We start from the raw sequence: 21,652 nt of genomic DNA on the forward strand, positions 1-21,652 counted from the left end.
GGGGAATCTCGTCAGTCCCATTTTCGGATGCAGATGAGCCCCAATACAAAACCGCTAAAACTAGCGGCCGTGATCATTCTGTCTCGCGTCCAATCGTAATTCGACGAGGGAATCCCGTGCTCTTCCAAAACTTGATCGAGCGCGGGTTGCGGGGGATGGGACTTTTTCCATCGGGCTTCGCGCACACTCCCGATCCCATACCCTAGCAAGCAGGCAACGATCATGAGGATCACGCCCAGCTTGGATCGCAACCAGAGACAGATACCAGCTTGGGACACGAAGTAAAAGACGGCAAATGGGATCCCAAACACTGGGACCAAACTGGGAAACATCGGCCCGCCGTCATACTTGCCCATCGTCATGAAAAAGACGAGAAATGTGGAAAGCGCTACGAATCCCCAGCCGACGATCGATGCGAGTTGTTCTTTTTGCATTCGCTTGCCCATAGAGATTGGTGGAACACTGTTGTTCACGTTTCACCAATATATTCGAAGGATCACCCTCAGGGAATTCGAGAATCGAATTTTCAGTGTCGGCAGACCCGCGAAACAAAAAGCCGGTATTCCCCGACGAATCTTTGCGATTCGACGGGGAACCACCGGCTGAGGTCAATCAACTCGTTGCCAATAGACCGCACTTACAGATTCCTAGCCCGCCGCTTTCTGTATCCAGCGACAGCCAATCCAACCACGCCAATTGAGGCAAGGAAGAACGATGAGGGTTCAGGAACTGCTGAAGGTCCTGTGATCTCAAAGGACGTTAATTCCCCGCTGACCACGAACGTCTCTGCCTCGAAGGCCCCAAAAAACAGAATGAACTCGTTGCTGTCGAAATCATTAAGGTCGATCGAAGTTGGTAGATTCAGGGCATTATTGAAAACCGTACCCGTGGAATCATCCAGCCGAATGCTGGCAAATAGCAACGGTATTCCATTCACAGCGGCCCCGGTCAAACCGTTGGGGACACTCGACACCACACCATATCGATCATTGCCAGCAACATCATTGTCGACTTGGATTTCAGGAGCCCCGGTCGTGGTGGCCGTGTAGGTTCCGGCTGAGTAGGAAGCATTGGTCAGCGCATCGAAGAATGCGGCATTTGACGTACTGCCCGCCCGAGCGGTTGTTGTGGACTCGAACGTATAGCTCCCGGTGACGGTTTGCCCCACTGCGAATTGCGGCATCAATTCCACCGGAACACTGGTTAAGGTCCCAGAATAATTGGCCGTCAACAATCCAGCGTTCACCGAGCCGACACAACAAACTCCAAACAGAGTTGCTGCCAAAACAGCTGCCAACGTTGCTCTTCCCACTCCTCGATAGTATGGGCTTCGTTTAAATGGGAGAATCCTCTCACCATCCCGGCAGTTGAAACTCTTCACATTCGCACCTCCTTAGTTCAAGACAAGATAAACTAACAACACGATATTGGGACATCCTTGAATCTGGCCCGTAACATGCAGAGAGTAAATACGTCTTTGTCGCGAGGTCGCGGCTTGATTTGGAAGTTCACGACTACTGGTTGTTGCCACTGCCAATCGTTAGTGCGAAGAATATTCGTGCTAAGACCTGATCGTGGCGTTACGTTCGAGAACCAAGTCCAATCAGATACGGTGCAATACGCAAGGTGCGTTCAACTGCTAAGATGAACCTTCCTGGACAGCTACGCAATTGGTAATTTCCCCCAAAATGCCTCAAACAACCCGGTTGCACACATTCTGTTTCCAGGTAAACGTTGTCTGAATGAATTGCGACTGACAAGCCACGCCACTTGCATGCCATCGCCTAGGTTTGCAAGAATCGGTTTCCAAGCGAAATATTGAATTGCCCTGAAGAAAGCTCTCGATTATGCCCCGTCTGCTGCTGTTGTTGTTGACGATCTTACTCTTAGTCCCGTTTTCACTGGCAACCCTTGCCGCCCAAAAACCGGATGCCGCTGAGTCGGACAATGATCTTCAAGCGGAACTCCCCCGCATTGCCGCCAAAAGTCCGCAGGAAGCGCTCGCCACTTTCAAATTGCAACCTGGCTTTCGTATCGAATTGGTGGCCGCTGAACCGCTGGTCCGTGACCCGGTTTCAATTTCTTTCGACGAAAACGGCCGCGCCTATGTGACCGAACTTCCCCGCTACAATCGCTATGAATTTCAAGGGAATGGCACGGTCAAAATCCTCGAGGACACCAACGGCGACGGGACGTTCGATACTGCCAAAGTGTTCCTGGATGACGTGAAATACCCGACGGCGGTTTTTGCTTATAACGGCGGCGCTTTCGTTGCGGATCCGCCGCGGGTCTTGTTTTGCAAAGACACCGACGGCGATGGACGTGCCGACGTGCGGCAAACGGTGATGACCGGTTTCAACTTGGATCATGCCGGAGAAGCGGCACTCAATTCGTTTCGTTGGGGGATGGATAACCGCATCCATCTCTCGTTGTCGTTGGCTGGCGGACAGGTCGTGTCGACAGCTTTGGAAGATGCCAAACCGGTTGAGGTCCGCGGGCGGGGGATGGTGTTTGATCCGCGAAACAAAACGTTCGAGCTCACCACTGGCGACGGGCAGCATGGCATGACTTTGGACGATTGGGGCCGGAAATTCGTCTGCTCCAACAGCAATCCCATGCAGACCTTGATGTACGATGGCCGATACATTGCCCGCAACCCGTACCTCGCGCCTCCGCCGCCTGCGGTCACGATCGCGCCGGATGGAAAGTACACAAAACTATTCCGTACCAGCAGCATCGAACCTTGGCGCAACGTGCGTACGCGACTTCGCTCCCAAGGGGTTGTCAAAGGGAGCGACGAAGGGGGCAAGGCGGGTGGTTTTTTCACCGCTGCCACCGGGATCACCGCTTATCGCGGCAATGCCTGGCCGCAAGAGTATCGCGGCAATCTGTTGGTGGGGGAAGTCTCGAACAATCTGATCTACCGCGCAACGGTCGAACCGAAAGGGGTTGGTGTGGTCGGACGCCGTGCGGACGCCGATGCGGAGTTTTTGTCCTCGACCGACAACTGGTTTCGCCCGGTCCAACTGGCAAATGCTCCCGATGGATCGTTGTACGTGTTGGATATGTACCGCGAGTTGATCGAAGGGGCGGCGTTTATTCCGCCGATGATTTTGAAACATCTCGACGTGAATAGCGGCGCGGACCGTGGACGGATATACCGCATTGTCCCAGATAATTTCAAGCAGCCACCGTTACCCAAGCTCGGACAAGCCTCCACAGCCGAGTTAGTGTCGTTGTTGGAAAGCCCAAACAGTTGGAGCCGGGACACAGCCTCACGGTTGATCTATGAACGAAAAGACCCGTCGGCCAAACCGCTGCTCAGGAAACTGGCAACGGAATCACAATCGACGCTAGCACGAGCGCACGCACTGCATTCGCTCAACGGATTGGAAGGATTGACCGCCGAGGATGTCTTGCGGGGCCTTGCCGATCAAGACCCGCACGTACGGATCGAAAGCCTGCGGCTCGCGGAGCAATTCGCCGCCGATTCGCCGCAAATCTGCGAGGCGTTGTACCAAGCGACTGGCGACACTGATCGGCAGGTCCGTTACCAGGCCGCATTTTCCATAGGGGCCTGCAACGGACCGCGACGGGATGCAGTCTTAGCTGCTTTGATCCTTAAAGATGGCGACGATGCTTGGTTTCGCCTTGCAGTGCAGGCTTCCTTGGGACAGGGCGCTGCCGGAGTCGCAGCGGAATTATTGCGTGATCAGCCGTTTCGTGAAAGCCGTCACGGCGTCGCGTTTCTCGGGAAATTAGCTGAGCAAGTTGGCACGCAAAACCGTGACAGCGACGTCGCCACGTTTCTCACCAGCGTGCAGTCCCTACCTGCGGAGGAGACAAAATTAGCACAAACATTGATCGGCGGATTGCTCGGCAAAGCCAACGCCAAGACCAAACAACAACTTACCGGCACGAGCAACGCCAAGATTGCCGGCTTGTTGAAGGAATTGATCCTACAAGCTCAAAAAACCGCGACAGACGAACAGGCCAAACCCGCACAACGCATCGAGGCGATCCGCACGCTCGGCTTGAGCGATTTCGCCGCTGTCACCGATTTATTCACCGAGTTACTGCAACTTCGTCAACCCCCGAAAATTCAATCAGCCACACTCGAAACATTGGTCCGCTTCGACGATGCAGCAGTCGCGGAGTTGATCCTCGAAGCTTGGCCCCAACTGAGTCCTTCGGTTCGCGCACGGGCCATAGAAACACTCAGCGCGCGACCGGCGTGGATTACCGCATTGTTCAATGCCGTGGACGATGATCTGGTTCGTCCCGCGGATGTCGGAGCAGCGCGAATTCAATTGCTGAAAACACACAAAAACAGGGCCATTCGCCAACGGGCAGAGCAGTTGTTCGCCGCGCAGGCGCTCGGCAAACGCGATGATGTCGTCAAAGCCTATCAGTCGGCCTTATCCCTGCAGGGAGACATTGAAGCCGGCCGCCAACTGTTCCGCAAAAATTGCACCTCGTGCCATCAGTTAGAAAAGGTGGGTACCGCTCTGGGTGCGGACTTGAAAGCCATTAAGGATCGGGGCAGCGCGGCGATCTTGCTGAACATCCTTGACCCCAATCGCGAAGTGAAACCGCAATTCGTCGGCTATGTGTTGATCACCAGCGATGGCCGATCGATCACAGGATTAATCACCAACGAAACGGCCAACAGCGTCACACTTAAACGCGCCGACGGGACCGGCGACACGGTGTTGCGAGTCGACATCGACGAACTCAGCAGCACCGGCATTTCATTCATGCCCGAAGGGTTAGAGAAACAACTCAACCCACAACAAATGGCGGATCTGCTGGCGTATTTGAATGCGGTCGAGTAGGGGAGCTTGCGGTGATTGCAATCACCGATTCGCCCCGCGCTTCGCCTTCACGGATCGAAGAGTTGTTGATCATCCGCCACCGCCGGATGCGACAATCAGGACGGAAAATGATTTGATCTCCGCTCCCAATGCATCGACGTCACCTCGAGAGACTTGGGTCTTGTTGGCAATGACCAATTTCAAGTTGGGCATATCTTTCAACTCTCTCAACGTGTCGGCTGAGGTCGGAGTTGAATTGATTGACAAAATCCTCAGTCGCGGCATGCCTTTGAGCCCCGCAACGGACCCTTCGGTAATCTTGGTACTGTCGAGTGACAAGGTTTCCAGAGCGGGAATTGCGGCGATGGAGGCGATCCCCGCCTCTTCAACTGGGCAATGACTCAGGCTGAGTGTCTTCAGCGTTTTTAATTCGCCTGCATCCGTAAACGCGGTGCCATCGCAGTTGGTATGGGCAAGACTCAGGTCTTCGAGCGGCACACCTTGCAACTCCTTGAGGAAACTTCCCGTCAAGGGAATTTCATCGAGAGAGAGAGACGTGAGTGACTTGCAGTTCTTGAGCACAGTCAACCCATCGTCAGTCAGATTGCATCCATCCAACTTCAGAGTCTTCAGGTTGGGGATTTCCGAAAGCGTCTTGAGCGAAGCGTCTGTGAGGTTGGTTCCGGAGGCATCCAACACGGTCAAAGTTTCTAATCCCGCCAACTTGGCGACACCTTCGTCGGAAACAGCGGTGTCTGCAATCGCCAATTCCTGCAGTTCCTCAAGAGATTGCAAATGATCGAGCCCGGCATTGGTGATCTCTGTTCTCCCCAAATCGAGTTTTTGAAGCTGCGGCACACTGGAGAGTTGTTCAATACCTGCGTCGGTGATTCTTGTCGTCTGAAGCTTCAATGTCCGGAGTCCCGGAGTCTGCTGGAGCAAAACCAGATCCTGATCCTCGACCAAGGATTGATTGAGACTGACTTGGCCGACTTCAACGCCGCCGTAGAACCTGTCCCAGCCCTCCCAATCTTTTCCGACAATCGATTGCAAAAACTCAGGGGCAGCCACGGCTGTCTGGATTGTCCCGCCTAGTGAGCTCACTTTGTTGCGAACTTCGACAACCGGCGAGTAACCGACTAATCCTTGCAACGCGATCGGAACCAGTAAAACGAGTAGAACGATCGCGAGAAGTATTTTGAAAAGCCACTTCTTCCGCCGAGGCGACGGAGCAGAGGTTGATACGGGAGCAGACTGAGGGGCGTTCATGAATTCACCATACATCGAAAGCAAAAGCAGTAAGAGCTGAGCTGGAACCGCTCCCTACTCTAACGAACGCCAACAGAGCAACACAGTCTTGAGGCCATTTGCATCCGTTTCTTGATAAATGAGCGAGGTTGAATTGAATTAAACGGGGTTGCTTGCCCCCTCGCAAAGTGTCCGCGCGAGGGTATGAATCATGCTCGTTTTGTGAGCAATTGTCAATTGTTGTGTTTTAAGCAGAACGATCAAATCCAGCATGAGTTCCACTTTGCGATGTCGAAAACATCGTCAATATCAACATCGTGGGAACCATTTTCTTTACTTGAAGATCACACGAATTTGAAGTGGATTTGGCAAAGGCTGTAGCACATAACCCTTGATTTCTATCCTGATGGAATGGTCGTGGATCGCAATGGGGGCGTTTTTATCCATCAACTGGCCTGGAGACAAGGTGCCGGACCAATCGCCACGACAGTGGTTGTTTGTTGACTTACTCTGAAAGGTACTTAAGTACTATAGGCAAACGGCTTAGACACGCGTTTTTCGTCCTGTTTTTGTTTGACAATGATCATGGATTATTGCAGGATATAATGGTTCTTGGCCAATCTTGCAGTATTCATGAATTGCGTGGCGACTTGTCATCAAGCTCCGTCTGATTCGCGGGAAGTACTCGAGTCACGGGATTACTCAACGGCCACTAATTCTTTTCAAATCCTCATCTGTTAGTTTTTTTCATTTCCCCACAATTCGGAAAGAGAAGTTATGAGTAAAGTACGCTCCCGAGGTTTTACTTTGATCGAGCTGTTGGTGGTGATCGCAATCATCGCCATCCTCATCGCGTTGCTATTGCCGGCGGTTCAGCAAGCCAGAGAAGCCGCCCGTCGCACTCAGTGCCGCAATAACATGAAGCAGATGGGCCTGTCCTTACACAACTATCATGATGTGTACACTCAGTTTCCACTGGGGATCGGTTACGTCCAAGGGCCGAACAATCCCTTCTTCGGAAACCCGCAGAATTCCCCAACCGATGATCCGAATGTCCAAGTCTGGACGACAGCTCTGCTGCCGTATATGGATCAACAGAACATCTACAAAGGAATCGATTCCCGCGTGACAATCCTCGCCACGCTGCCCCCTTTGGACCTTTCTGTTGCCGGTGCTCCACCCCCCTACGACATGGCGCCCCAAGCGACCGACCCCCAGGTCGACAATCAATTGGCGTGTTTCCATGTCATTCCTGGATTCATCTGTCCGAGCACCCCGCGTGCGTCAGATTTGATTGAAGGAGCTGACTTTGGAGCGATGTTGAATCCGGCACTCGCTGGCGCAGGCATTACCATTAAAGGGGGAGCGATGGACTACTCCGCGACGAGTGCGGTCGGTGGAGACATCGACAATGCTGCGGGAGAAGACTTCAATCGTGGAGTGCTCTCGGATGAACAGTATATCGGGATTCGGCACATCATCGACGGTACGACGAACACATCATTCGTCATCGAGCGGGCTGGTGCCCCGACCGTTTACCGCAAAGGTCAGGTCGTGCCCGGAATCGTCACACCTGGTGGAACCTGGAATGATCCGTACCTCGGAGCCTCTTACGTGCGGGGATCCTTCTATGATGGAACGAATGTCGGATCGGGCTTATGTACCATCAATTGCACCAATGAACGATTGGGCGGCGGGTATAGCTTCCACGCCGGCGGGACTATGGTCCTGCTTTGTGACGGCTCGGCTCGATTCGTAGGCGAAAGCACCGATGCAGGAGTCATTGGTCGCCTTGTTTCCTTTGCCGGTGGTGAAATCACTGGAGACTTCTAAGCTGTTGAAGTTCTATCTTTCGTAATTGAAGTTGGAATTCCGACAGAACTGGAGATTTTTGGGAGGCCTATTGCTGGCGCTATGCACGACAGTCAATAGGCCTCCTTTCTTTCGCGTTTGTGTGCTCGTCTGTTAACCGTTTTTTAGCAGAAATCCAGCTGTCACCACGACACAGCCTCGAAGACCAAACCGGGCGAAGAATCACGATTCGTGAGGAACCCACCAACGCCTGTTGTGGTCAACGGGTTATGAAGCCGGCTCGCAAACACTTCACATCATGACATCCGTCCCTGCTTTCTCGTTGGAAAATGAAATGCTGCAAACGAAGCTCTCTCGCCTTCTACTTTTAGTTTTGGTCCCAGTCCTGATTGCAGGTTGTTCGAAAGGACCGGATGGCCCGACTCCGCCCAAGACGTCCGTCGTCAGCGGAACGGTCTTAGTGAACGGGAAACCGGCCCCCGTGATTGAATATGGACAGATCGAATTGAAGCTCTACCCCAAGGGGCGAGATCCGAAGCCAGGAGAACGGATTCCAAAATGCCTTGCCGACAAAGATGGAAACTTTGTCTTCAATTCCTATCGAGCTGGAGATGGTGCTGTCCCCGGCGAATACGTGCTCACGATGGAGATGCTCAGAGTTGCCTTGGGGGGACTATTTGGCCCAGATCGATTTGGCAACAACTTCAATTCCCCCTCCAACACAGACCCCAGGTTCCAAGTGACGGTGGTCGATGACGAACCGACAGTCATCCCCACCATTGACATCAAATTGGACGAGCTGAAGCAACAGCCGGCACATAAGTATGCTAGCCCGGCCGGAAAACGGGAATAATTTGATCGTGCTCCGGGTCACTCGATGACCGGCAACACCGGACCCGAAACTGCCGCTTCGTTGGCGGGTAACTGCGCCGGTTCGGGCATGGGAGCCGGTGGTAATGGCGGTTGGCCCGGCGGAACGACTGGAGCGGGCTGTTGTTGTGGTGGCGCGATCGGGGGATCCTGGCCGGCAGCTGGATCGCCGCCGGCAGCATCCGCATCCTGGGGCGGCGCCTGCGGGTGCAGGAAGAGTTGCACATACTGCGGAGCCCCGGCGAGTTGGCTTGCCGTCTCAAAGAACTTCAGCGCGCGATCAATGTCGTCGTTGAAGTGCAACAGCACGCCCATTAAAAACAGCCGGTCGGGATCGCGGATATCCTCGCGGACCCATTGTGCCGTTTTCAGCAAGACGGCATCCTTGCCGATTTCGTTTTGTGGTCCGAATCGCTCATCGAGACTCACCCCGGTCAGCGGCCAATACGGATCAAGACGTAAGCCTCGCTTGATTTCCCGTACCGCTGATGCCTCATGCCCCATGGCCGCCAAAGCCCAGGCCATGCGGAAATAGTTGTCCGTCAGATCGGGGGCGACTTTGGTCGCGCTGCGGTAATGCGAATAAGCTTTGCTGTATTTCTGTTGCAAAAACGCGACATCGCCCAAGCCTTGCTGGTGCAAGCTGCGCTGCTTGGCGGCTCCGTTCGATTTTTTCACAGCCACAACAACCGGAGCGTTCGCCGCGGGCATCAAAGCATTTTTGAGTTGCTGTAGATCCGCAATCTGTTGATCCTGCTTGAGGACCTCATTATCAAACGGGTCAGCTCCCATAATAAGCGGCTGCCCTTGTATCACGGTCGGATTCCATTGCACGGAATTAAAGATGGGTGCGACCACCGGGTAGCTGATGGCACTGTAGCCGTAATACCCCCCATAGGTCCCACCGTACAGGCCATACCCACCGAGATATCCATAGCTGTTGGAATACCCATATCCGCCATAGAAACCGGGGCCGCCGTAGAAACCCCGGCCGCCATAACCGCCTCGGTGGCGATGATGATGGTGCCGCCCCGATGTATTGGAGCCACCGGTCCATGCACGGCCGTAGCGGCGGGCGTATTGATAGTGTGCCTGCGTGGGGCCATATAACCCGCCCGATGCCCCATAGACTTTGGGGTAGGTTTTGCCGGGCTGTGCTTGTGCCGTGGCTGGAGTCCACGCGCACACAGCTAGCGCTGCGCCGGCGATGAAAAACTTCATCCGTATCGCTCCTTGTTCGATCCGCGCTCGCTGGCTCCCCGAGTTGGTCACGCAACGGTATTATGCGATACTGCTCTGCGCATCGTCAAGATGGGCAGGGCCGGAAGTGAACCGGAACGCCAAATCCCACACAAAGGCCGGCGGCATTTCAGCATGCCCCCGTAGTATGTTTGTGTTGATCGCTTGGCCATCAAAACGCGGCTGACACAGTGTGTGACTGAAGAATTCAAATGAATAACAAGAAAGCCTCGATACATGCCTGAACCACAGAGTTTCAAACAGGAAATCACCGCTGTATTCGGCCAACCGGTTGCAGAAAATCCCACGCAGGTCATGATCGAAGCCGCCTTTGCCGATGCGGGACTGGCTTGGCGATATTTGACGCTGGAAGTTGCGCCCAGCGATCTCGCTGCAGCCGTCGCCGGAGCAAAGGCGATGGGGTTTCGCGGATTCAATCTTACGATTCCGCACAAAGTCGAGGTCATTCAACACCTGGACCGGCTGAGCGAGGCGGCCGAAAAGATGGGGGCAGTCAACTGTGTGATTCGCGACGGCGACGAGTTGATCGGTGAAAACACAGACGGCAAGGGGTTTGTGGAGTCGCTCCGCGAGGTCTCGGACCCCCAAGGGCAAAACGTCGTAATCCTGGGCGCCGGGGGAGCGGCGCGGGCCATTGCCGTCGAAATGGCGCTGGCTGGAGCTGCCAAATTCACAATCGTCAATCGCTCGGCGGAACGCGGTGAACAATTGACCGCGCTGATCAAAGCCAAAACCGGCGCCGCCGTTGAGTTCGTGCACTGGACCGACGATTACGATATTCCCACCGGCACGCACGTAGTGATCAACGCAACTTCAATCGGCCTGTTTCCGGACGTCGACGCCCGTATTCCGCTAAACACCGGCAGCCTCACAGCTGACATGGTCGTCGCCGACGTGATCCCCAATCCCCCGGCCACGCGATTGGTACAGGAAGCCACAGCGGCGGGATGCACCGTGTTGGATGGTCTGGGCATGCTCGTCAACCAGGGCGTGATTGGCTTTCGGCTGTGGACAGGCATCGAACCCAATCCAGCGGTGATGCGGACGGCGCTGGAAGAGGTGTTTGGATAGCATCCGGCAGGTCGACTGGACGACTCCAGTGTCGAGCTATCTACGCTTTGATCGATTCCGTCTGCAGCAATGCCTAACGATTCAATCCGAGCTCGATGCCGTGTCAACATTTTGGTTGTCGCCGGTTGGCCGTGTCTGCCGCAATGCTTCGATCTCTTGCTGCAGTTCGCGAATCGTCAACCAATCCCGCAAACGATCCACGAGGTCGGCGGGGGTTTGGAAGCGGTCGACCGGTTTTTTGGCGAGCCCTTTTTCGATGATGGCCGTCAACCGTTCGTCGACTCCGGAAATGGGCGAAACCGGGTCTTGCGCGTGCATCATCATAATTTTGACAGGATTTTCGGCGTCAAACGGCGGATGGCCCGCCAACAGGTTGTAGAGTGTGCAGACCAGTCCATAGATGTCGCTACGGACATCGGCGGAATGCCCGTCGGCTGCCTGTTCGGGCGCCATGTACCGCGTCGTGCCCAATTGAACACCCGCTTGCGTCATTTGTGCTGTCTGGTTTTCGCCCCATTCCGTTTCCGAATCGGGATCGTCATCGAGTCGCGCCAAACCGAGATCGAGCAGTTTGGCGGTGCCGTCGGCGGATAGTAAAATATTCGACGGCTTAATGTCACGGTGGGTCACGCCGTTTCGATAAGCGAACTGTAATGCCTCGCCGATTTGCACACAGATCGAGACCGCGAATTCCGGAGATTGCGCGCCGGACTGTTGCAAAAACTGTTTGAGATTCAGCCCCGGCACATACTCCATGACGATATAATTGCCCGAGACCGCCACGTCATACGCACGCACAATGTTTGGGTGTTGGATCTTATCGTTGATCATCGCTTCACGGCGAAAGCGGATCAACATCCGTGGCTTTTTGAAGGCGCGGGCCTTGGGAAATTTGATCGCCACGTCGCACGCCATTTGCGGATCGTAGGCGCGATACACCGTTCCCATACTGCCGTGCCCCAACCGCTCCAACAGTCGATAACGCTCAGCCACGATGAGGTACTGCGCTTTGTCGGCCGAGATTTGCTCCACTTGCCAAGCGGTTAACATTCCCCGCTCGACAAGTAGCTTCGCCTTCTCCGCACAACTCAACTCCACTTCCGAGGCGGCTTCGGTGACGATGTTGATTTGCTCGCGCGACAACAATCCCGATTTCACAACGGAATCCACAAAATTGCCCGGAAGAACCGTCGGTACCACCTCGAAGTCTGTGGAGGAACCATTTTGCCCGCCCGGGGGATCCTCAATGGATTCTCGGATGAATGTCTCGCCCATAGGGAATTCCGTAGACGATCGGAATTCCTCGTTATCGCTGGGCAGGTCCATGTCCGAAGTTGGATCGGAATCATATTTGACCCGCATACCAAATTGGCCGACGCGCAAGACTTGGCCCGCCCCCAAACATGCGAAATCGACGGGCCGACCGTCGACATGGGTTCCTCCGCGACCCAGAAAGTCAATCACCCACAGCCCGCCCTGCGTGACCAACAATCCACAATGCACGTTCGATATGGTTTCATCTTCCAAACGGATCTTGCATCCGGTTCCACTGCCGACCAATGTGAGCATGCGGTTGATCGTCCAGGTCCGGCCGATCGTCGAGCGGTTCAGGAATTCCAACTGGACCGGTCCCACGGAGCACATCTTGTCATCAATAGCATCCAGTGGATTAAAATTATTCGGAAACGGCGAATCGTCGCCCACATCGGGCTTCGCCAAGCGGATTTGGTACGGCCCAATCTGCGGTCCGTCGGAAACGGATAACCAACCGCCGCGTCGCCGTTTGTCTCCCCACATGGTACCGGACCGGCTATTGAGGTCGACACAAAAAATGCGGCCCCCGACATTTTGCAAATAGGCATGACGAAAGCTGACATCGGAGTGCTTCAACCGGATCTGACAGCGTTCTGATCGGCCGATCAGCGCAAACGCATTGCCCATCTCACACAGAACCGGGTCAGTTGATCCGGCTTCGGTGATGGCCAATTGCAGCGGTACCGTCGAAAGTACTGACTGCTTAAGTAGTTGGGCACGGTTGTCGTTCATGACCCCAGAAGATAAATCGAAGAAGGGAATTCGAATTGATCGGCACGGGCATGCGTCGTCGTCAGGAACGACTGGTAGGAATCTATATTGAAGGCGACCAACAAACAGCTGTCGCAAGTCCTGACCCACGACTCGGCGCTGTTCCGCAGCAGATTCCAGTCCCCTGACAGACTCAAATCCGCGCTCAAAATGGTCGAAAACTGGTGGCCTAACAGTCCCTTATCAGTTTGACGGTCTGATTGACCCAAAGTCAATGAGATCTAGCAGTTAACTTCGCAGAACCAGGGTTAACCAGAAGACACTGAGCCAGCAAGCCGCTTATCTTCACAATCCACCAACGTTCCGTCTAGAAAACGCCTCTAAACACTAGGGTATCATCCTATGAATTCCGTCCCCATCAAGTTGCCCAGGACATCTGACAACCAAAAGGATGAAATGACGGCCCCCTCTGGAGTGAAGCTCATCGACGATCTCGCACTACGATCGGAGGCTCATCACTCTGGGAATTGCCGCTGCGAATTTTGACTATCGCTGCGTCAGGCGTCGCCATTGATGCCGCAGGACAGCCGAACCGGCGATGGCCAGTTTGCGTGATGTGCTGACCCGCGCTCGCCGGCTGAAGATGTCGTAGTCACGATGCTCGATTTCATCCAACAGGCCCCCATAAATCCGCAACATCGCATCCAAAATCGGTTGGCCGACCGGTTCGAGGTAATCATACAATCGGCGACCGGCGGTGTAATACTCCCGCGCGCGGGAAACTTGAAATTGCATCAACGCGCGGAATCGTTCATCACGCCGTTGCTGTTGGATGTCCGCTAGAGAATAGTCGAACTGCTCCAGATCTTCTTGCGGCAAATAGACACGGTCCATTTGCGCATCTTCCTTGATGTCCCGTACAATGTTTGTCAATTGCAGCGCCAGTCCGCACTCGATCGCCGCTGCGGGTGCGCGGTCGTCATGGAATCCCCAAATGTGGATACAACACAACCCGACCACGCCGGCAACGTGATAACAATAGTGGGAGAGTTCTTCAAAGGTGGCAAATTCCACAGTGCCCAGATCCATTTCCACACCGTCAATCGCAGCGAACAAGTACTCGCGCGGGATCTGAAAACGTTCGACGGCATCGTACAATGCGGGCAAGGAGAGATGTGTCGCCGGTCCCCCCTCTAAGGCGACAATCACCGCATCGCGCCATTCTTGCAATGCGATTTTCCGTTGGGAGAGCGAGACCGTTGTGTCATCACCAATGTCGTCGCAAATCCGCATGAAGGCATAAAGAGCGCACATCGCCTGATAGTGCGCAGTGGGAAGCGTGAGGAAGGAGACGTAGAAATTCTTTGCCGCCCGTTTGGCGAGCGTGCGGCAATAGGCGTGCGACTCCGCCAAGGAGGCGCTTGGAGCATCGCTTGTCAGTTTGTCGATGGACGCTTGCATGAAAGTGAAGGCCTATAACATTGCCGCCGATTGAGACATGGGGTCTCGATTTTGACCTTAGCGGCCCAGTCTCGCAACCCGTCTCCCAAATGCCCGCCACACACATCCGGCCAACAGACTAATAAACTCATGTTTGCGAACTTTCGGTCGAGTTTCCCAAACTCTGTAATCAATCCGTTCTACGTGATCCAAAATCTTTAACCCGCCACGAATGAACAATTCGATATCCATTTGCAGTCGGCCGGGCAGGGCGGGGACCAGTGGTAAACCCGCGGTTAAAAAATCGCGCGCGCGATCGACCTCAAACGCCATCAGCTTCAAAAACGCTGGATTCGTCACACGGTTTCGCAAATCATCACGGCTATATCCGAATCGGTCACAATCTTCAATCGGTAAATAAACGCGATTGATATCGAGATCGCGAGCAACATCCTGCCAGAAATTGGCCAATTGCAAGCCGGTACAAACCGAGTCGGACCAGGCCACGTTTTGCTCGTTGTAGCTACGACATAGGTATAACACCAGTCGCCCCACCGGATCGGCGCTGCGGCGGCAATAGTCGCGGAGGTCCTCGAAGGTCGCATATTCGTGCACCTTTTGGTCCTGCCGAAAGGCAGACAGCAAGTTTTCAAACGGCTCGGCTGGGATATCAAACTGCTCAATTGTCTCAGCCAGAGCGACAAAAACCGGGTGCGTTGCACTCCCGGCATAGCAATTTTGCAGCTCCCCCAGCCACCAATCGAGCAGTTCCAGCGACCGTGCGGTCTCGTCGATTTCGTCCGCTAGGTCATCCGACCAGCGGCAATACGCATAGACATTGTAAAAATGCTGGTGCAATTCACGGGGCAGTAGCCAACTGACGACCGGAAAGTTTTCGTAGTGCGTGGTCGCCAAATCTCGACAATATTTCTGCCCGGCTTTGAGCGAAACCATGCCGTGTGCTGAGCCACCGGGGCCCCAAATCGCTAAATCGGCCGCAAAATCTGCCAATGTTTGTTGTCCTACTAGGATTTATGGGATTCCATGGGTTCAAGGCGCAGGTTGGGGAACCAGTGGATTATGTACGCCTGTGCCCCTACAATACTCCGTTTGACTGAAAACATCACCAAAGAGGAAGTGAAAGTTACGCGACGATGGGTGTTCCGAAAGTGGCCATTGTGGGCCGGCCCAATGTGGGAAAGAGTTCGCTGTTGAATTGGTTGGCCGGAAAACGGATCTCGGTTGTGGATCCGATGTCGGGAGTCACCCGCGATCGCGTTACGTACTTGATGCACGAAGGGGACCGTTATTTCGAATTAGTCGATACTGGTGGAATCGGGATCGTCGACTTAGATGACCTCTCGGCTGATATCGACCACCAGATCCAGGTCGGGATTGAAGAAGCAGCGGTGATTCTGTTTGTTGTCGACGGAAAAACGGGTGTCACAAAGCTCGACATCGACGTTGCCGAGCGACTCCGCAAACTGGAAAAGCCGATGTTGATGGTGATCAACAAATGCGATTCTCCGAAACTGGATGACGACATCGCAGAATATTACCGCCTGACCAATGCGCCGGTCGTCTGCACGAGCGTTAAAAGTGGACGGAATCTCGACGGCTTGTTAGCCAAAGTGTTGGAGATGCTGCCGTCGGAAGACGACGTCGAACAAGATGAAGGCGCCCTGTTGTCGGCAACGCCGGAATTGAAGTTGGCGATCGTTGGGCGTCGTAATGTGGGCAAAAGCACTTTCATTAACGTCTTGGCCGAAACGGACCGGATGATCGTTAGCGAAGTCGCCGGGACAACGCGTGACAGCGTGGATATTCATTTTCAATTGGACGAAAAGTCCTTCATTGCCATCGACACCCCCGGAGTTCGCAAGAAGAAGAGTCTTGCCGGGAGTGTGGAATGGTACGGCTTGACCCGTGCCAAACGGAGTGTCCGCCGCGCGAATGTGGTCTTGATGTTTTTCAATGCCATCGACACGATTTCCCGCGTCGACAAACAGCTTGTGGACGAAATCGCCACGCACCACAAACCGTGCATTTTTGTCGTCAACAAATGGGACTTGGCCGGTGATATGACCACTGAAAAGTGGACGGAGTACCTATTTCACCAGTTTGCCTCGATGCGTCACGTGCCTATTGCGTTCATCACCGCCGAGCAGCAGCGCAACGTGAAAAAGCTGATCAACTTGGCCCAGACGATTCACAAACAAGCTTGCATCCGCGTCTCGACATCGAAAGTCAACACGGTCGTCCGCGCAGCGATCGAAAACAACCCGCCGCCGCACCGTAAGAACCGGCGACCGAAAATCTTCTACGGCACGCAAGTCTCGACCGAACCACCGACAATCGTGCTGAAGTGTAACGATCCCAAACTGTTCGACCCGAGTTGGAAGCGGTACTTGCTGGGCGTACTTCGCGAGCAACTTCCCTTCCAAGAAGTCCCCATCCGGCTCTATATGCGTTCGCGCCTCAAACGTGAGGAAGGGATGGATACCAGTCTGGAGGACCAGGCGGAATCGGTCGATGTGTCGGAATAGCCAACCGGGACCGTTTGCTCGTTGAATCGGCAAGCAATGATTCCTGTCATTGCTCGGGCCGCACATTGAGAGCATTTCGAGCGTTTGTTAAAATAGAATTCAGACGAAAACACACAGCATTGCGATACGACGGACAATCAATACGTCACAGCATCGTAATTCCCTATGACATTACTCTTAAAAGACCTCGGTTCTTCTGATGAATACGTCCCCTGCAAACCATCCAGCGACCGTGAGTGCTTCGCTGGAGGTGCATCTATTGGGGACCGTCGATTTTGATGCGGCGTTGTTTCTGCAAGAACGGATGGTCTATGAGTTGAGCGGCCGGGAGGATGCCCAGGGGGCCTTGTTGATTTGCGAACACCCGCCGCTGATCACCGTGGGGCGCGAAGGCAGCCGGGCACACCTGGATTGCACAGATGAAGAACTTCGGGCGCGGATGCTCGACATCCGTTGGTTGAATCGCGGCGGCGGTTGTCTGGTGCACATACCGGGACAATTGGCGATTTATCCCATTTTGCCTTTAGCGCGTCTGGGCTTGGGATTAACGGCCTACCGCCGCACCTTAGAAAACGCCGTGATCGACGCCTGCCGCGAACAGCGCGTCGTGGCACAGCGCGATGCCGACCAACCCGGCGTATTTTGCCGGACCGGGCAACTTGCCCACGTCGGTTTAGCGGTCAAATCATGGTTCAGCTACCATGGATTATTTTTGAATGTCTCCCCCATCCTGTCGTGGTCGAAACTCGTTCAAGCCGGCGACAATGCGCCGCCGATCACCTCTTTACAACGTGAACGAAATGCTCCCATTTCCGTCGGCAGCGTGCGAGAAAGCCTGATTCGGCATTTGTCGGCCCGTTGGGGATATGAACAGCATCACGTTTACACCGGACACCACCTGCTGCGGCGGACTAGGAAAGCCAATGTCTACGCTTGAAATACTCAACGACGTCCCTCAACCCAAACCGCGCCGCCGTCTGCCTTCTTGGCTCAAACGGCCGATGCCGCAGCCGGAAATGTTGTTCACGTCGAATCTGATTGACGAATTTCAATTGGAGACCGTCTGCGAAAGCGCCAAATGCCCCAACCGCACCGAATGTTGGGCACAGAAAACGGCCACCTTTATGATTTTAGGAAACGTCTGCACCCGTCCGTGTGGATTTTGTTCCGTCCCCAAAGGCAAAACCGAAGCGCTGCAGGCCGATGAACCACACCGCGTAGCCGAAGCAGCGGCCCGGTTGGGGCTGAAACATGTGGTTATCACTTCAGTCACCCGCGACGATTTGCCCGATGGCGGAGCGGAGCATTTCTTTGAATGCATCCATGCGGTCCGCAACCGCACCGGGGCCGCGGTCGAGGTCTTAACCCCCGACTTTCGCGGTAACCGCACCTCGATTTCGCGAGTCATTGAAGCAGCGCCCGATGTGTTCAACCACAATACCGAAACGGTTCCCCGCCTCTACGACCGCGTCCGTCGCAACGCCGTCTATCGCGGCACGCTGGATCTGCTCAAGCAGGTCAAAGACGAAGCGCCCACGATGCAGACCAAAAGTGGATTGATGCTGGGACTGGGCGAGACCACTGAGGAATTGCTGGACGTGTTCGCCGACTTGCGCTCGGTCGACTGCGATATGCTCACCCTGGGACAATACCTGCAACCCACACGGGACCACCTGCCGGTCGAGCGTTACGTTCCGCCCGAAGAATTCGATGAACTCGGAGAGATGGCACGCGGCATGGGCTTCAAAATGGTCGCCAGCGGCCCCTTCGTCCGCTCCAGCTACCACGCCGGAGAAATGGCCGACGGCGCAGCCGCTGCGGTATCCACCGCTTTGCCCGTGCTACCGCACGAATCGACGTAGTCCGCTCCCGTTGGTCGCTGCGATTTGCCATTACGGTATCCGGGAGGGCGAGGCTCCGTCCGGGCCGCGCGCGACCGAGATGCGTCAACAGGCGAAACTAATTCTCTGTTTTACGCTTAATGCACCGATGCGGCTCAGCGGGAGCTTCGCCCTCCCGGAGACTTGAACTGTTCAGAGTGCGTTTTTAGGGCGGAGGCGTGTTCTTTCACTTTGTGAACCGCTCGGGCGATTTCTTTGATGTCTGTTGTTGTGCCTAACAGCACGGGATGATGCAGCGTTAGCATGCGGTTGTGTGCGGCATTGGCGGTTTGTAGATCACCGACGGCGCGGTAGCGGCGGGCGCTGTGGATTTTGTGTAAGGCTTCGAAACCGGGATCGAGCGCGATACCCTCGGCGCGCATCGCTTGCGAGAACCTCTCTCGTGAGAGCCCGTCGAACTTTTCGGGATCATACCAAAACCCCAGCTTGTAATATCCCGGCTCGCAATCAGCGACTGTGTTTTGCAGCGGCACAAGCCCCGGGACATCTTGCAGCAGTTGACACAAGGCCTCGACATTGGCGGCCCGCGCGGCATTCGCGGTATCGAGATGTTCCAGTTGTGGGATCAGCGCCGCCGCCTGCAGTTCCGACAACGGATAGGCGAGATTTCCGCGCTGGTTGTACAACGTGATCCGCTGCACAATATCGGACCGGTCGGTCACCAGTGCTCCCCCGCGTCCGGCTGTTAAGGTTTTGCTACCGCCGAAGCTGAAGACGCCGACGTCCCCCCAACTTCCCGCCCAGCCTCCTTCGATTCGCGCACCGGGCATTTGGCAGGCATCTTCGATCACGCCGATGTCGTGCGCACGGGCAAACTCCATCACCGCTCGCATCGGGACCATACCGCCATGCAGGTGCGACACGATGATCGCCTTGGTCGCGTCGCTAATTGCGGCGGACAATATCGCGGGGTCCAGATTTCCGCTGAGAGGATCAACATCGACCAAGACCGGTGTGGCCCCCACGATCAACACATCTTGATAGCTGCCCTTAAAATCATACGCTGCCAGAATCACCTGATCACCGGCTCCCACCTTGAGACCACGAAGCGCTAATTCGATAGCTGCGGTTCCGCTACAGGTGAGCACCGCATGATCTCGTTGTTGATAGTCGGACAACTGCTTCGATAACTTTGCCACGTGCGGACCGTGGTACTTGCCCCAGGAACCATCCTCAACGGAACCGATGATGGCCTCAGCAACGCCGGGGATATCCGTCGGCCATAACGGCGGTCCTTGTGGGCGAACGGGCGTGCCACCCAATAATGCGGGCTGATCGGGATTGTCAGAATTCATAGGACATCCGTTGTGAGGATTGGTTCGAGAGCGGTAACTCTCTAAAATGGTCATTGATCCGGACCTTGTCAATTCGCCTCAACTGGAAACAGACGTTTGAGGCCGCGTTTTAAACTCCTTGAAGAGCATATTGCCATGTCACACCAAATTCGATTCATCATGGTCGGCGGATTTCTGGGCGCTGGAAAAACCACCACGCTCGGTCGCTTGGCAAAGCATTACATGGATCAAGGCAAAACGGTCGGCATTGTGACCAATGATCAAGCCACGGATCTGGTCGACACGAATACGCTTCGCTCCCAAGGCTATTCCGTTGGTGAAGTCGCCGGAGCCTGCTTTTGCTGTAACTTCGACGAGTTGATGGGAACCATTGAGCGGTTGGGCACCGAAGAGGTCCCGGACGTGATCTTGGCGGAACCGGTCGGGAGTTGTACCGATCTGGTGGCGACGGTGATTCAGCCAATCAAACGGATCTACGAGGCCCAGTTCAGCATCGCCCCTTATGCGGTGATCCTCAAACCGAGCCACGGCCGTCGGATTTTGCGAAACGAACAACGCGCCGGGTTTTCTCCGAAAGCGGCTTATATTTTGAAGAAGCAACTCGAAGAAGCGGACGCGATTATTGTTAATCGGATCGACGAACTGTCCGACGATGCGGTGAATGAGTTGGCGGAGTTGGTTTCGACGCACCATCCCGGGATCCCCTTGCTGCGTCTGTCGGCCAAGACTGGCGATGGTTTCGATGGCTTGGTTCAGTTTTTGGAACAAGACGGCGATTTTGGCCGCCGGGTCTTGGACATCGACTACGACATTTATGCCGATGGCGAAGCGGAACTTGGCTGGCTGAATAGCAGTCTGCGGATGACTTCGGAAACGGAGTTTTCGTTGGACGAAGTGTTGCTGGACATTGTTAACTCCCTGCGCGATTCACTGGCCGACGCTGAAGCAGAGACCGCCCACCTTAAAACCATCGGCCTGTGGGAAGGTTTCTTTGGAGTCGCCAACTTGATCAGTAGTGAAGACCAGCCAGAGTTGTCATTGCCGTCGAACTGCCAAGTCAAGGAGGTCGATTTGATCGTCAATGCCCGTGTCGCCTGCGATCCGGTCATCTTGGAAGAGCATGTGAAACAGGCGGTCGCCGATGTTTGTCAGCGGCATGCGACGACGGCTGAATTTCGTCAAACACAAAGCTTCCGCCCCGGCCGTCCGGTCCCCACGCATCGTTACGATTCGGGTGAGTAAAGGCGATATCCAATACCTGGCGCCGATTCGTCGCCATTTTTTGGTTAAGCAGGCGGTTTCTCCACGGTTGGTTAGGCAGGACACAACGTCCACCGATGCTTCGGCAATCGAATCAACGTCAACCACTT

At 54.8% G+C, this 21,652-nt stretch carries 16 protein-coding genes; 8 read left to right on the plus strand and 8 right to left on the minus strand.

What is annotated here, in order from left to right; genetic code table 11:
* Positions 1 to 11: 11 nt before the first annotated feature.
* The gene (locus CA54_RS18730) at positions 12 to 434 is read right to left on the minus strand and encodes a hypothetical protein (protein ID WP_146372537.1); all 423 of its coding nucleotides are present in this window, start codon (positions 432 to 434) and stop codon (positions 12 to 14) included.
* Positions 435 to 637: 203 nt separating this feature from the next.
* On the minus strand, positions 638 to 1,297 hold the full coding sequence (locus tag CA54_RS18735; RefSeq protein ID WP_146372538.1) for a PEP-CTERM sorting domain-containing protein: 660 nt from the start codon (positions 1,295 to 1,297) through the stop codon (positions 638 to 640).
* Between the two features lie 550 nt (positions 1,298 to 1,847).
* On the opposite strand from CA54_RS18735, the gene CA54_RS18740 reads away from it, so the two are divergent.
* A complete protein-coding gene (locus CA54_RS18740) occupies positions 1,848 to 4,835 on the plus strand; it encodes a PVC-type heme-binding CxxCH protein (protein WP_146372539.1) in 2,988 nt (995 codons plus the stop codon).
* Between the two features lie 69 nt (positions 4,836 to 4,904).
* Here CA54_RS18740 and CA54_RS18745 read toward each other — a convergent pair whose 3' ends face one another.
* Positions 4,905 to 5,966 carry a leucine-rich repeat domain-containing protein gene (locus CA54_RS18745; RefSeq protein WP_197532606.1) on the minus strand — a complete coding sequence of 354 codons (1,062 nt, stop codon included), beginning with the start codon at positions 5,964 to 5,966 and terminating at the stop codon, positions 4,905 to 4,907.
* 873 nt (positions 5,967 to 6,839) lie between these two features.
* On the opposite strand from CA54_RS18745, the gene CA54_RS18750 reads away from it, so the two are divergent.
* Positions 6,840 to 7,895 (plus strand): DUF1559 domain-containing protein, encoded by a 1,056-nt coding sequence (locus CA54_RS18750; RefSeq protein ID WP_146373389.1) that lies wholly within the window; start codon positions 6,840 to 6,842, stop codon positions 7,893 to 7,895.
* 439 nt (positions 7,896 to 8,334) lie between these two features.
* Positions 8,335 to 8,727, plus strand: a complete 393-nt coding sequence (locus CA54_RS18755) for a hypothetical protein (protein ID WP_146372541.1) — start codon at positions 8,335 to 8,337, stop codon at positions 8,725 to 8,727.
* A gap of 17 nt (positions 8,728 to 8,744) precedes the next feature.
* Here the strand turns inward: CA54_RS18755 and CA54_RS18760 are convergent, their stop codons facing one another.
* Positions 8,745 to 9,965: a hypothetical protein gene (locus tag CA54_RS18760; protein ID WP_146372542.1), complete on the minus strand. Its 1,221-nt coding sequence runs from the start codon at positions 9,963 to 9,965 to the stop codon at positions 8,745 to 8,747.
* A gap of 255 nt (positions 9,966 to 10,220) precedes the next feature.
* Between CA54_RS18760 and aroE the strand changes: the two genes are divergently transcribed.
* A complete protein-coding gene (gene aroE / locus CA54_RS18765; protein WP_146372543.1) occupies positions 10,221 to 11,075 on the plus strand; it encodes a shikimate dehydrogenase in 855 nt (284 codons plus the stop codon).
* 81 nt (positions 11,076 to 11,156) lie between these two features.
* On the opposite strand, the gene CA54_RS18770 is transcribed toward aroE, so the two are convergent.
* The 3 genes from CA54_RS18770 to hpnC all read right to left on the minus strand — a co-directional run bounded on the left by CA54_RS18770 (position 11,157) and on the right by hpnC (position 15,551).
* On the minus strand, positions 11,157 to 13,121 hold the full coding sequence (locus tag CA54_RS18770) for a protein kinase domain-containing protein (RefSeq protein ID WP_146372544.1): 1,965 nt from the start codon (positions 13,119 to 13,121) through the stop codon (positions 11,157 to 11,159).
* 525 nt (positions 13,122 to 13,646) lie between these two features.
* A complete protein-coding gene (locus tag CA54_RS18775) occupies positions 13,647 to 14,561 on the minus strand; it encodes a phytoene/squalene synthase family protein (protein ID WP_146372545.1) in 915 nt (304 codons plus the stop codon).
* A 57-nt stretch (positions 14,562 to 14,618) separates the two neighbouring features.
* Positions 14,619 to 15,551, minus strand: coding sequence for a squalene synthase HpnC (hpnC, locus tag CA54_RS18780; RefSeq protein ID WP_231963126.1), 933 nt, complete (start codon positions 15,549 to 15,551; stop codon positions 14,619 to 14,621).
* A 143-nt stretch (positions 15,552 to 15,694) separates the two neighbouring features.
* On the opposite strand from hpnC, the gene der reads away from it, so the two are divergent.
* The 3 genes from der to lipA all read left to right on the plus strand — a co-directional run bounded on the left by der (position 15,695) and on the right by lipA (position 18,948).
* Complete coding sequence (der, locus tag CA54_RS18785) at positions 15,695 to 17,086, plus strand: ribosome biogenesis GTPase Der (protein WP_145425562.1); 1,392 nt, start codon at positions 15,695 to 15,697, stop codon at positions 17,084 to 17,086.
* A gap of 199 nt (positions 17,087 to 17,285) precedes the next feature.
* Positions 17,286 to 18,023, plus strand: a complete 738-nt coding sequence (locus CA54_RS18790; RefSeq protein ID WP_146372546.1) for a lipoyl(octanoyl) transferase LipB — start codon at positions 17,286 to 17,288, stop codon at positions 18,021 to 18,023.
* The gene (gene lipA, locus CA54_RS18795; RefSeq protein ID WP_146372547.1) at positions 18,010 to 18,948 is read left to right on the plus strand and encodes a lipoyl synthase; all 939 of its coding nucleotides are present in this window, start codon (positions 18,010 to 18,012) and stop codon (positions 18,946 to 18,948) included. Before CA54_RS18790 ends, lipA begins: the two co-directional genes overlap by 14 nt.
* Positions 18,949 to 19,082: 134 nt before the next feature.
* On the opposite strand, the gene CA54_RS18800 is transcribed toward lipA, so the two are convergent.
* Positions 19,083 to 20,282, minus strand: a complete 1,200-nt coding sequence (locus CA54_RS18800; protein ID WP_146372548.1) for a DegT/DnrJ/EryC1/StrS family aminotransferase — start codon at positions 20,280 to 20,282, stop codon at positions 19,083 to 19,085.
* A 135-nt stretch (positions 20,283 to 20,417) separates the two neighbouring features.
* On the opposite strand from CA54_RS18800, the gene CA54_RS18805 reads away from it, so the two are divergent.
* Entirely contained in the window at positions 20,418 to 21,524 is a 1,107-nt protein-coding gene (locus CA54_RS18805) for a GTP-binding protein (RefSeq protein ID WP_146372549.1), read from the plus strand.
* Positions 21,525 to 21,652 lie beyond the last annotated feature (128 nt).

The organism is Symmachiella macrocystis, from assembly GCF_007860075.1.
Lineage (GTDB): Bacteria > Planctomycetota > Planctomycetia > Planctomycetales > Planctomycetaceae > Symmachiella > Symmachiella macrocystis.